The organism is Mesorhizobium sp. M0028 (assembly GCF_040323855.1).
GTDB lineage: Bacteria > Pseudomonadota > Alphaproteobacteria > Rhizobiales > Rhizobiaceae > Mesorhizobium.
Genome location: NZ_JAMYVG010000003.1, coordinates 219,426 through 232,239 on the forward strand (window position 1 = coordinate 219,426; position 12,814 = coordinate 232,239).

At 62.2% G+C, this 12,814-nt stretch carries 11 protein-coding genes; 5 read left to right on the plus strand and 6 right to left on the minus strand.

The window, feature by feature from the left end; translation table 11 throughout:
• Positions 1-2: 2 nt before the first annotated feature.
• The 6 genes from NKJ93_RS08875 to NKJ93_RS08900 form a co-directional block, all read right to left on the minus strand.
• The gene (locus tag NKJ93_RS08875; protein WP_352548988.1) at positions 3-662 is read right to left on the minus strand and encodes a TetR/AcrR family transcriptional regulator; all 660 of its coding nucleotides are present in this window, start codon (positions 660-662) and stop codon (positions 3-5) included.
• A 397-nt stretch (positions 663-1,059) separates the two neighbouring features.
• Entirely contained in the window at positions 1,060-1,962 is a 903-nt protein-coding gene (locus NKJ93_RS08880) for an aminoglycoside phosphotransferase family protein (protein ID WP_352515674.1), read from the minus strand.
• A gap of 18 nt (positions 1,963-1,980) precedes the next feature.
• On the minus strand, positions 1,981-2,430 hold the full coding sequence (locus NKJ93_RS08885; RefSeq protein WP_023719810.1) for a DNA polymerase III subunit chi: 450 nt from the start codon (positions 2,428-2,430) through the stop codon (positions 1,981-1,983).
• A 30-nt stretch (positions 2,431-2,460) separates the two neighbouring features.
• Positions 2,461-3,957 carry a leucyl aminopeptidase gene (locus NKJ93_RS08890; RefSeq protein ID WP_023719811.1) on the minus strand — a complete coding sequence of 499 codons (1,497 nt, stop codon included), beginning with the start codon at positions 3,955-3,957 and terminating at the stop codon, positions 2,461-2,463.
• Positions 3,958-4,044: 87 nt separating this feature from the next.
• A complete protein-coding gene (locus NKJ93_RS08895) occupies positions 4,045-4,428 on the minus strand; it encodes a VOC family protein (protein ID WP_352494878.1) in 384 nt (127 codons plus the stop codon).
• Between the two features lie 73 nt (positions 4,429-4,501).
• Positions 4,502-5,668: a flavin-containing monooxygenase gene (locus NKJ93_RS08900; protein WP_352481799.1), complete on the minus strand. Its 1,167-nt coding sequence runs from the start codon at positions 5,666-5,668 to the stop codon at positions 4,502-4,504.
• 354 nt (positions 5,669-6,022) lie between these two features.
• Between NKJ93_RS08900 and lptF the strand changes: the two genes are divergently transcribed.
• The 5 genes from lptF (at position 6,023) to pdxA (ending at position 12,812) form a co-directional block, all read left to right on the plus strand.
• The gene (gene lptF, locus NKJ93_RS08905; RefSeq protein WP_352494877.1) at positions 6,023-7,225 is read left to right on the plus strand and encodes an LPS export ABC transporter permease LptF; all 1,203 of its coding nucleotides are present in this window, start codon (positions 6,023-6,025) and stop codon (positions 7,223-7,225) included.
• Entirely contained in the window at positions 7,222-8,307 is a 1,086-nt protein-coding gene (lptG, locus tag NKJ93_RS08910; protein ID WP_352588861.1) for an LPS export ABC transporter permease LptG, read from the plus strand. Before lptF ends, lptG begins: the two co-directional genes overlap by 4 nt.
• On the plus strand, positions 8,307-10,724 hold the full coding sequence (locus NKJ93_RS08915; RefSeq protein ID WP_352494876.1) for an LPS-assembly protein LptD: 2,418 nt from the start codon (positions 8,307-8,309) through the stop codon (positions 10,722-10,724). Before lptG ends, NKJ93_RS08915 begins: the two co-directional genes overlap by 1 nt.
• Positions 10,725-10,843: 119 nt before the next feature.
• A complete protein-coding gene (locus tag NKJ93_RS08920) occupies positions 10,844-11,770 on the plus strand; it encodes a peptidylprolyl isomerase (protein ID WP_023719817.1) in 927 nt (308 codons plus the stop codon).
• Positions 11,771-11,783: 13 nt separating this feature from the next.
• Complete coding sequence (gene pdxA, locus NKJ93_RS08925; RefSeq protein ID WP_352588626.1) at positions 11,784-12,812, plus strand: 4-hydroxythreonine-4-phosphate dehydrogenase PdxA; 1,029 nt, start codon at positions 11,784-11,786, stop codon at positions 12,810-12,812.
• Positions 12,813-12,814 lie beyond the last annotated feature (2 nt).

Consider the following 12,814-nt stretch of genomic DNA (forward strand, 5'->3'; position numbering starts at 1 on the left):
AACTACCTCGCATTGGCACCGTCGCGGATACGCTCCATCTCGTCCAGCAACATGTCGAGGCCTATATCGAAGGTCTTGTCAAAACCGGCTGTGCCGAAATATGCCCCGGCAGCCATGACGCCGGGGAAATCCCGCGCTAGCGCTTCATCGCTCACCGTGGTGACCGCCGAAGGCCCTTTGGCGTAGCCGGCCGTCTCGTCAAGGATCGCGCCCATCAGATAGTAGCTCGTGGCTCGGAACAACCGGGCGCTGAGTTCCAAACCGAAACCGCCGGCTTCGAACAGGCCGATCACGTCGTTCAGCTTGGCGAGACATGCCGGCGAATTCATGCGGTAGACCACAATGAACGGCGCAAAGGCCGGATGTTCGGTGGCGACCCGGCGGTATTCCTTCACGGCGACGTGGATCCGCTGGCGCCAACGCATGCCGTCGTCAGGAATCTTGATCGAGCTGATCTGTCGATCGACCAGTGCCTCGTAAAGATGCGCCTGGGAGGGGAAATGATGGTAGATGCTCATCGCTTCGCAGCCGAGTTCTGCCGCCAGCTTGCGCATCGAAAAGCCGGAAAGCCCCTCCCTCTCGATTACCTCGAAAGCCGCATCCTCGATCATCTCGCGAGACAGCCGGCCGCGCGTTCGCTTTTTTTTGACTGATATGTCCATGGTGCCGCTTGACAACTTACGCTGTAAGGTTAATTTTCGACATTACCTTACATCGTAAGGCCAACCAAAACCAGAGGAGAACGCCATGAACAGCTTCCATATCGTTTTCATTCCACGCCCTCTTCGCTTCATCATGCATCCTTGCTCGCCTCCACGGTCCACGCGCTGACCCTGACGCTGGCCTCCGCACCGGCCCGTGCCGACGACTATGACGCAACCATCAAGGACATCCAGTCGACCATGGGCGCTTGGATCTCTATCTTCAACGGCATGCAGGTCGATTTCGATCTTCAACGGCATGCAGGTCGATTTCGATACGTTCAGGAGGGAGACGGGCGGTCAGTAATGCTTTCGTTTTTGGAGCGGGATGCGTTCAAACTGAATTCTCCATCCCGCTCTAACTGTTTGTGTGATCCGCCAGCACCTCATTGATAACCCGCCACGATTTTTCCGCCTCGCGCTGGTTGCCGTCATGTCCCGAAGCGACGATCAGCGCCTTCCAGAGCGCCCAGCCCCGAGCGCGCGCCCAGCTGTGCTCGTCAAGGGAAATGGCGTCGCGGAACGCCTGGCGGCTCTCGCCGTAAAATTCCGTCCATGCGATCACCAGGTCACAGGCTGGATCGCCGATAGCCGAACTGCCGAAATCGACGACCGCGCAGAGCTTGCCATCTTCGACGAGCAGATTGCCTGAGGCAACGTCGCCATGGACCCAGACCGGCGGCCCTTGCCATCGCGAGCCGAGCGCGGTCGCCCACACCGCCTCGGCGGTTGCCTTGTCGATGCGGCCGCCGAGCGCCGAAAGCGCGGCTCGGGTCTGGGCGTCGTAGACTGAAAGCTGGCCACCGCGGTGGAAATTATGCTGACCTGCCGGTGGTCCGCCAGCGGCGTCGATCCGGTAGAGCGCAACCAGAAAGCCGGCCAGCGAACGAGCGAATTCATTGAGATCGGCAATCAGCCCACCAGCCGCCGGCCGGCCGCGAAGCCAGCGATAGACGGACCAAGGCCATGGATAGCCTTCACCGGGCGCGCCTCTGGCCAGTGGCACCGGTATCGGCAGAGGCAAGTGAGGCGCGAGGCGAGGCAGCCAGCGATGCTCCTTCTCGACCTGGGCAACATAGGCGGCAGCGCTGGGCAGCCGCACCGACATTCGATCGCCCAGCCGGAAGGTGCGGTTGTCCCAGCCGCCAGGCTCGACCGGCTCTACCGGCAGGTCCGCCCATTCAGGGAACTGCGCGGCAATCAAGCGGCGAACAAGTGCGGCATCTATCGATATGCTTGGTGTTTGATCATCAGGCGGCATCGGGCTTGCTCAGGTCTTCTAAGCCTTGCGTTCCCAGCGCCGGTCCGGTGTTTGCTGCCAGTAGGTCACGGTGTGGCCGGCCTCCTTCATTGTCTTCCAGTGCGTGCGTGCCGCCTCTAGCTGGGCTGCATCGTGGCCGTCGAACAGGAACACGGCGCGCTGGTAGCCGCCAAGCTCCGGCGGCACCGCGCCATCGACCAGGAAGCGTATCTGCGCCTGGTTCGGATTGTCAGGTCCGACGGTCAGAAGCACCGGCTGCTCGGCGGGATGGGCTTCGCGATCCGTTGCATGGGCCAGGAACGAATCGTCCCGGAAAGTCCACAGATGCTGGTCCAGCGCGTCGCGCCGTTCCTCGGTGCCGGTCTGCACCACGGCGCGCCAGCCGCGATCGATGCTGCGCTCCAGGAGGCCGGGCAGCGCGTCCTCCAGGGTCGATTCGGTCAGGTGATAGAACAGGATTTCGGCCATGACTTCAGTCTAAATCATTTGGCGCGCCGCTCATTGCTCGTAATGATCGCGCACCAATCGGTCGAGCAATCTGACGCCGAATCCGGAAGCCCATGACTGGTTGATCTCGTTGGAGGGCGAGCCCATCGCGGTGCCGGCAATGTCGAGATGCGCCCAGGGCGTGTCCTTGACGAAGCGCTGCAGGAACTGCGCGGCGATGATGGCGCCGCCATAACGGCCGCCAATATTCTTCATGTCGGCATTCTTGGACTCGATCAGCTTGTCGTATTCGGCGCCGAGCGGCATGCGCCACAATCGCTCCTGCGTCGCCTGACCGGCCGCCGTCAGCCGGTCCGCTAGCTCGTCATTATTAGAGAACAGGCCGGCATAATGCTGGCCGAGCGCGACCATGATGGCGCCGGTCAGCGTCGCCAGATTGATCATGAATTTCGGCTGGAAGCGGTCGTTGCAGTACCACAGCGCATCGGCCAGCACGAGGCGGCCCTCGGCGTCGGTGTTGAGCACTTCGATGGTCTGGCCAGACATCGAGGTGACGATGTCGCCCGGTCGTTGAGCGTGGCCGTCGACGGCGTTTTCGACCAGCCCGACAATGCCCACGACATTGACCTTCGCCTTGCGCGCGGCCAGCGCGTGCATCAGCCCGGTGACGGCAGCAGCGCCGCCCATGTCGCCCTTCATGTCCTCCATACCGGAGGCCGGCTTGATCGAATTGCCGCCGGTGTCGAAGGTGACTCCCTTGCCGACGAAGGCGACCGGGCTTTCCTTGGCCTTGCCGCCGTCCCACCGCATGACGGCGATGCGGGCGCCACGCGGCGAGCCCTGCGCTACGCCCAGCAGCGAACCCATGCCGAGCTTCTTCATCTCCTTCTCGGCCAGGATCTCGACCGTGACGCCGAGCGCCTCCAGTTGGGCGATGCGGGCGGCGAATTCCACCGGTCCCAACACATTGGCCGGTTCATTGACCAAATCGCGCGCCAGCAAGACGCCGTCGATCACCGCCGCTTCATCGGCAAAGGCCTTCTTTGCGGCCGCCGGATCGGCCGTGTGAATGGTCACCTTTACCGGCTTTTTTGGCTCACGCTTGCCGTCACCATTGTCCTTTTTGGTCTTGTACTTGTCGAAGGAATAGCTGCGCAGCAGGATGCCCGCGGCAAGCTGAACGGCTTGCCTGCCGCTGACGGCGGCGCCGGGAAGATCGAGCACGACGGCCACTTCGGTTGCCTTGCGAAAGGATGCGGCAATCGTGCCGCCGAGCTTCAGCCAGGCGTAGTCATCGAGATTGGAGCCCTTGCCGGCGCCGACCGCCACCAGCCGCTCGAGCGACGTCCCTTCCGGTGCCAGCACTTCGACCTGGCTGGCGAATTTGCCGGTGAAGTCGGCGACGGGAAAGGCCCGCTCGAGGGTCTTTGCCGGATCGCAGGCCCTGACCGCATCACCGAGGCCGCCCTCGTCGGCCGCCAGAACGAAAACGCTGCCCTTTTTGGGCGCGGCGAATTTGGCGAAGGCGATCGAGGGTCTCGAATTCATCATGTCCTGCTTTCGGGGAAATGCGTTGGATTATCGGGGAGAGGCGTTCGATTGGGCAGATCGGATCTAAGATGCCGTGTTATTGCGTCAGTGAGCGGCGGGTTGAAACAGCTCGATGACATTGCCGGATGGGTCTTCGAGCAGGGTCTGGGAACCGCCGACGCCCGTTATGATATCGTTGCGAAAGACAAGTCCAGCACTCTTGAGACGCGCAACCTCTTCTTTCAGGTCCGGCACCACCAGCAGGATGCGGTTCCAGCCTCCCGGCACCGGCTGCCGGCCGTCGGGCATCGCCCGAGCACCCGAACTGCCGGGTCCGCTTAGAAGGAGCCGTAACGCGCCGCGCGTGACGGAGGCAAAAGCCGGTCGCGCGTCCTGTTGGACGGCGAAGCCCAGATGTCCGCAATAGAAGTCGATCGAGGCGGCGACATCATCGACAATGTAGCGAATGCTGACTGGCGTCATGATCATTGACCTTTCGGTTCGAGCACGTTCCAACAAGGCGTGTCTATTGCGGGCGGAACAGTCGGCATAGTCCTGCTCATTATCGCCGCTTGACAATCCGCGCCGCTATCGCCCTAGCCTGAATGCGGGCATTGGCGAAACAACCGCGAATGCTCGGCCGCATGCCGGTAAACCACAGACCGGGCAATCGCGGGTCGGCTTCGCCGCCGTTGAAAAGCGGAACGCCCTTGCCGTCGAGAACGCCGAGCTTGCCGACCATCTGCTCCAGCCCGGTCCGGTAGCCGGTCGCTGAGATGACGATATCGGGCGTGATAAACCTGCCGTCGTTCAATATGATGCCGTCGCGAGTAAATTCTCGCAATGGCGGCACCACCACGATCATGCCTGCCTTGATGGCGCGAACCGCGCCGTCATCGGCTGCGATCGCGGTGTAGTCGGCGCTCAGACGGCTCGCACCTCCTATGGAGGCCGGCGGAAGCCCGAATTTCGTCAGGTCGCCGAAAACCAGGCGCTGGGTTGTCGCCATCACCGCATCGGCAATCCGTACCGGCAAGCGCGCCATGAAAGGCGAAAGCCTGTGGACGGCGATCTTGCAGATGCGTTTCGGCAGCAATGACGGACCATTGCGGGCCGACAGCCAGATGCTTTCGGCGTCTGCATCCGCAAGATGATTGAGGACGTCGAAACCCGAATTGCCGGCACCGACCACCAGCACCTTTTTGCCGGCATAGTCTTTCGCCTCGCCAAAATCTGCCGAATGGACGATCCGGCCGGCAAAATCCTTCATGCCTTTCCATGCGGGAATAAACGGCTGCCGGTCGCGCCCGGTGGCGACGACGACATGGCGCGCCGGACGGGATCCGGAATTGGTCTGTACGGTCCAGTGATCGCCATCGAACGTGATCTCTTCGACGGCAACGCCGAATGTGACAGGCAGCCGGTGCACTTGGCTGAAATCGTTCAGATGGCGAATGACGGCGGTTCTGTGCGGGAAGGCCGGGGTGCCTGCGGGATAGCCGATGCCGGGCAGCGTCGAGAGATCGCGATGCGTGTTGAGGTGCAGACGTTGGTGCCGCCGATGCCAGGGCTCGGCAAGCCGGCTCTCCTTTTCCAGGACGAGCGTCGGTACGCCGGCCTTCATCAGGGCGTGGGCGGCGGCAAGGCCGGCCGCGCCGGCGCCGATCACAATCGCGCCATCAAAGACCGCTTCCCAACCGGTTTGACTGCGCAATTTTTCCGCTTCCATGCTGGGGCTCAACAGATCCTGACCCGTCTTATCACGCCGCCGCGGCGGCGATCGGCGCGACATTTGGTCGTTTTGCCGCATTTGACAAGACTTTGGCCGAAATCGCTCCCATATGCGACATTGAACCATCCACGATTCGTCGCGGCACGGCCCCGCTTCCCGCCGCAACCTGTTGTTAACCAACAATGTTCGCCCTTTCTTATCCATTGCCGCCGACACTCCGGCCCAGCGGAATTTGCGATACGGGACAGAACCCAGATCGAACCGCCAAACTGAGCCAGTTGTGCAGCCGGCGCCGGACGACTACCTTATTCCAAGGCATGATGCCGTTCGAAACCGCCGAGAAAAGCCTTCATGAAGGTCGTTGAACGTTACATCATGCGCCGTGCTTTCGCGGTATTCGCGCTGGCGCTCGTTTGGACGCTGGCGATCGTCTGGACGACTCAGGTGCTCGCCCGCATCGACCTCGTCACCGATAGCGGTCAGTCGGCCCTCACCTTCTTCGAAGTCGCAGCGCTGATCGTCCCGTCGATCGTTCCGATCGTCGTGCCGTTCGCCCTAGTCGTCGCGGTCGCGCAGATCCTCAGCGTGATGAATTCGGATTCGGAGCTGGCCGTCATCAATGCCGCCGGCGCTTCACGCTGGACCATCGTCAGGCCGATCATGCTTCTGGCACTCGCAGCCAGCGTTTTTTCGTTTGCTGTCGACAATGGCGTCGACCCTTACGCACGCCAGAAGAACCGCGAGTTGATTGCTTCGTCGCGTGCCGATCTGTTGTCGTTGATCATCCAGGAAGGCACCTTCCGCAAGATCGATGATGGCCTGTTCCTGCAGGTTGGCGAACGGCTTCCCGACAATCGCCTCGGCGGCATCTTCGTCGCCGACTCGCGCGAAGAAGGCGTCAATCTCATCTATTATGCCAAGACCGGCAGCATCATCGAACGCGGCGACGAGAAGGTGCTGATGATGAATGACGGCGTCATCCATCGCAAAACCATGACCGGCGACCTCTCGGTAATCCGGTTCACCTCCTACGCCTTCGACTTGTCCGCTTTCTTGTCGGCGTCATCTGACATTCTGCTTTTGCCGAAGGACCGGACGACCCAGTACCTGCTCAATCCCAGTCCGAACGACAAGATGTACCAGCAAAAGCCGAACAGGTACCTGGCCGAGCTCAACCAGCGTTTTTCCGAGTGGTCCTATTCGCTCGTCTTTGCGCTGATCGCGCTTGCGGTCGCCGGAGATGCGCGCTCGCATCGCGAGGCGCGCGTGCACCCGCTGATCACGGCAATCGCGATCGCGCTGTTCGTGCGCTGGCTCGGGTTCTTTGCCGCCGGCAAGGCCGACAAGGTGCCGCAATATGCCTATATGGTCTACGGCGTCCCGATCGTGGCATCGGCGATCGCTATCTGGTTCATCGTTTCCAACCGGACGATGGAACTGCCGGTTGCTTGGGCCGATTGGATAACCAATCTTGCCGGCCGCTTCAATGACGGCTGGAGCGCCGTCAAGCTCCGCTTTGCCCGGCGTGGCGCATCCGGACAGGGAGCCGGCTGATGGGCTGGACTCTGGGTCGGTACTTCTTCTTTCGCTATGTGACGATCACCATCTGGTTCTTCATCGGCCTTTTGGCGCTGGTGTTCCTGATCGATTTCACCGAGCTTTCCGGCCGCACGACCGGCGTGCCGGGCTTCACCTACGCAACTGCGTTCGCCATTTCGGGGCTCCGGATGCCGATGATCATGCTGCAGACGGTGCCGTTCGTCGGCCTGTTCTCGGCGATGGCGACCCTGGTGTCGCTCAACCGCAAATATGAATTGGTCATCGCCCGTTCCGCCGGGGTTTCCGCATGGCAGTTCCTGCTGCCGTGCTGCATCGGGGCGCTGCTGTTTGGGGCCTTGTCGGTTGGCGTCATCAATCCGATAGCCGCGCACGCCTATTCCTGGTCCGAGCAGATCGAGACCCAGCTCCGTTCGGGCAAGTCGAACACCGTCTCGGCCGACGCCGCGCCCTGGATCAGGCAGAAAACCAGCTCCGGCGATACCATCATCGGCGCGCGCGCCATTCTCAATCAAGGCCTGGAGATGGCCGACGCGGTCTTCTTCAGTTTCAGCCCGCAAGGCGACATCATCGAGCGCAAGGATGCCGCGCACGCCTTTTTGCGGGACGGCTACTGGGAATTGCGGGACGTCAAGGTGTTCCGGGACGGCACCATCCAGTCGTTACCCAGCGATCGGCTGCCGACCGATCTCGAGCCGGAATTCGTGCAAGAGCGGTTGGCGCGCCCTGAGACCATCCCCTTCTACGATCTGCCCGGCAAGATCGAGGTGGCCCGCTCCTTCGGCCTCAAGGCAAATGCCTTCGCCATGCAGTTCGATTCCCTGATTGCGCTGCCCTTCCTGCTCGTCGCGATGACGCTGATTGCGGCAACGGTATCAATGCGATTTGCGAGGATGGGGCAGTCGGCGACGATGATTCTGGGTGGCATCGTGGCCGGCTTTCTGCTTTATGTCGTTTCGGTGCTGGTCAAGGCATTCGGCGTAGCGGGATTCGTACCCACTGCCGTAGCGGCTTGGGTCCCGGTTGTCGTGGCTATGTTCTTCGGGGTGACATTCCTGCTATACAAGGAAGACGGCTAGTGAGGGAGGCGGTTTTGCGCAGCCATAGGCACGCCGGTTTGGCACGCCTCTCTGCGGCGAGCGCCTTGGCATGCCTGCTTGCCGGCGCTGCCCCGGTTGCTCCGGTTTTCGCCCAGGACGTCAGTGAGCTGGCAACGAAGGTTCCGAGCGGCACACAGATGCTGCTGGCAGCCGATACGCTGGTCTACGACAACGACAAGCAGACTGTGACGGCCGTCGGCGGCGTCCAGATCGACTATGGCGGCAACCGTCTCGTCGCCCAGCGGGTCGAATACAACCGCAACACCAAACGCCTCGTCGCCAGCGGCAATGTCGAGCTCGTCAACAGCGACGGCACCAAAATCTATTCGCAGCATGCCGACATCACCGACGATTTCGCCGACGGCTTCGTCAACGCGCTGCGTGTCGAGACCGTCGACAAGGCGTATTTCGCCGCCGAAAGCGCGGAGCGCATGGGCGGCGTGCTGACGACGTTCCACAATGGCGTCTACACCGCCTGCGAGCCGTGCGAGGACAAGCCCGACAAAGCGCCGACCTGGCGTATCAAGGCCAGGAAGATCATCTGGAACGGCGAGAAGAAGACGGTTCGCTTCGAGAATTCGAATTTCGAGTTCTTCGGCTTTCCACTGGCCTATCTGCCGGCTTTCGAGATCGCCGACCCGACGGTCAAGCGCAAGAGCGGCTTCCTGATCCCCGGCGTCGCCTACAAGAGCGATCTCGGCGTCGGTGTTAGAGTTCCCTATTATTTCGCGCTCTCGCCGACCTACGATCTAACTGTCACCGGCAGCGGCTATACCAGACAGGGTTTCCTCGGTGAGGCCGAGTGGAGGCAGCGCTTCAACAACGGTCAGTACAGCCTGAAGATTGCGGGCATCCGTCAAGAGAATCCCGACGCCTTCATCGACGACAATGGCCACAACGTCAGTTCGGGTACCGAGGGCGATCCGAACAGGTTCCGCGGCATGATGGGCACCCAAGGCCAGTTCGCCATCAACCCGCGCTGGGACTTCGGCTGGGACATCCTGCTGCAGAGCGACAAGAGTTTCTCGCGCACCTACGATATCGACGGCTTCAACGATAGCGTACACCGCTCCGAGGTGTACCTGACGGGGCTCAACGATCGCAATTATTTCGATGTGCGCGCCATGCACTTCGACGTTCAAGAAGACACCCTCGCTAGCGATCCGACCGCCCGCGCCGCCAAGCAGCCCTGGGTGCTGCCCTCGCTCGACTACGCCTATATCCCCGACATGCCGGTGGCCGGCGGGCAGCTGTCGTTCGACGTCAACGCGCGGATCATAGACCGCGACAGGCTCGATACGGCTCTTGCAGATTCGGGCATCCCTTCGTCCGTCAACAACGTCCGCGGCATCGACGGTCAATCCGGCCGCGTTACCGCTGAGGCCGAATGGAAGCGCACCTTCACCACCGATGGCGGGCTGCTGCTGACGCCGCTGCTGGCGCTGCGCGGCGACGCCGGCTATGTCAACGCCTCCTCGGCCTCGCTCGACGCCGTCAACCAGATGGCGACCAATCTCGGCGTTGACGACGACATGCGTTCGTCGCTTGCCCGCTACATGGCGACCGCCGGCCTTGAGATGCGCTGGCCGGTACTGTTCTCGATGACCAGTTCCAGCCATGTCTTCGAACCGATGGCACAAGTGTTCATGCGTCCGAACGAGCAATATGTCGGCGGGCTGGCGGTCCCCAACGAGGACGCCCAGAGCTTCGTCTTCGACGCCACGACGCTGTTCGAGCGCGACAAATTCTCCGGCTATGACCGCATGGAAGGCGGCACGCGCGCCAATGTCGGGCTGCGCTATTCCGGCGCGTACGACAATGGCTGGAGCACCAATGCGGTGTTCGGCCAATCCTACCAACTCGGCGGCCAGAACTCGTTCGGCACGCCGGATCTGGTCAATGTCGGCGCCTATTCGGGTCTTGAAACCGCAACCTCCGACTATGTCGGCCTTGTCGGCTTCAATAGCCCCAGCGGATTTTCCGGCTCGGTCAGCGGCCGTTTCGACGAGCAAAGCTTCGAGGTCCGCCGCGCTGAGGTAAAGGCCGCCTTTTCAGGCCTGCCCGTATCGCTGAGCGCCAAATACGCCTTCATCCAGGCGCAGCCGCTCTATGGCTTCTCCACGGATCGCCATGAGATTACGCTCGGCGCCTCGACGCATCTTGCTGAGAATTGGCGCGTCTTTGGCACCGGCACGTATGATCTGGAGCAGAGCATCCTGGTCAAGGACGGGGTCGGCTTTGCCTATAGCGATTCGTGCTTTACCTATTTGATGACGTTTTCGGAAAGACGTGACCTGAACACCAAGGAAGTATCGCAGAACGTCGGCTTCAACCTGTCGTTCCGCACGCTCGGCGATTTCGGCTCGTCGCAACGCTCCATCGACACCATCCAATAACGGGAGCAGCAGTCGGCAACGGGGCGGCTGGCGGACGACATTGTTTCGCCGCATAGAGCAGGCACGAATTTCCGCGGCCTGAACTGGGACAGGTTGGGCCGAATCGAGATGGAATTGGGATGCTTTCGATGAGGAAATACCTCTTTTCGGCAGGCTTCGCGCTGCTGGTGGCGGTCTCGATCACCGCAGTGACGCGGCCGGTTTTCGCCAGCGAGATCAAATACGTCGTCAACAATATACCGATCACCACCGGCGACATCCAGCATCGCGCGGCTTTCCTGCGCCTGCAGCACAAAAAGGGCGATGCCGGCCAGGAAATGATCGACCAGACGCTGCGCATGGCCGAAGCCAGGCGGCTCGGCATCCGCATCAGCGACGCGCAGGTCGATGCCGCTTATCAGCGTTTCGCCACGAGCAACAAAATGCCGCTCAAGCAGCTTGACGGCGCCATGGCGCAATCCGGCGTCTCCAAGGAGCATTTCAAGGAGTTTATCCGGGCGCAGATGGCCTGGAACCAGGCGCTGACCGCGCGTCACCGTTCTAGCGACGGCGGCGGCGCCATAAGCGAGCAGGACCTCGTCAAGCGCATGCTCGAGAAAGGCGGTAGCAAACCGAGTGCCACCGAGTACATGCTGCAGCAGGTCATTTTCGTGGTGCCGGCCGCCGAGCGAAGCGCGACGCTGGCCAAGCGCAAACGCGAAGCCGACGCCATGCGCGCCCGCTTCAACGGCTGCAACACCACGCGCGAATTCGCCAAGGGCCTGATGGATGTCACCGTTCGCGATCTCGGCCGGGTGCTGGCGCCGCAATTGCCGCTGGACTGGGCCGAGCAGATAAAAGCTACAAAGGTTGGCGGCGCCACCACGACGCGCGAAACCGACCGCGGCGTCGAATTCATCGGCATCTGCTCGTCGCGCGAGGTGTCAGACGACAAAGTCGCGCAGATGGTGTTCCAGAATGAAGGTTCGAGCGACAAGAACGCCGACGAGCTCTCGAAGAAATATGTCGAGGAGTTGCGGAAGAAAGCCCGCATCATCGAGCGCTGAAGTCGCGATAGCCGTGCCTCACGCAGAGCTTCCGCTGGCGCTGAGCGTCGGCGATCCGTCCGGTGTGGGGCCGGACATCGCCATCGCCGCTTGGCAGGCCCGCGATACCGCCGGCGTTCCGTCTTTCTATCTTCTTGCCGATCCGGCACTGATTGCCGCGCGGGCGCACAGGCTCGGCGCCGATATTGCGATGGCCGAGACAACGCCGGCGCTAGCGCCGGAGATGTTTTCGCGCGCGCTGCCGGTGGTGGCGCTTGCCGCCCGTTTCATCGACAGTCCCGGCCGCCCTGATCCAGCCAACGCCGCCGGCATCGTCGAGGCGATCGACCGCGCCGTCGCCGACTGCCTGGCCGGCCGCGCTGCCGCGGTCGTCACCTGCCCCATTGCCAAGAAGCCGCTCTACGATGCCGGCTTTCGCTTTCCCGGCCACACCGAATATCTGGCGCATCTGGCATCGCTTCATACCGGTACCGAGGTGACGCCGGTGATGCTGCTTGCCGGACCGGACCTGCGCACCGTGCCGGTCACCATCCACATCGCGCTGGCCGAGGTGCCGAAGGCGCTGACGACCGACCTGATCGTCACCACCGGCCGCATCACCGCCGCCGACCTTGCAAACCGCTTCGGAATTGCCAAGCCGCGGCTCGCCATTACCGGCCTCAACCCGCACGCCGGCGAAGGCGGCGCGATGGGCACCGAAGATGAGCGCATCGTACGCCCGGCGGTCGACAGGCTGAGGCAGGAAGGGATCGACGCCTTCGGGCCATTGCCCGCCGACACGCTGTTTCATGCTCGCGCCCGCGCCGGCTACGACGTGGCGCTCTGCATGTATCACGACCAGGCGCTGATCCCGGCCAAGGCGCTGGCGTTTGACGAGGCTGTCAACGTCACGCTCGGCCTGCCCTTCATCCGCACCTCGCCCGACCATGGCACCGCCTTCGACATCGCCGGCAAGGGCATCGCCCGCGCCGACAGTCTGATTGGCGCACTGAAGCTCGCTCGCCTACTTGCCGATACCGGGGCAAAAACTGCAGGCCAATGAGC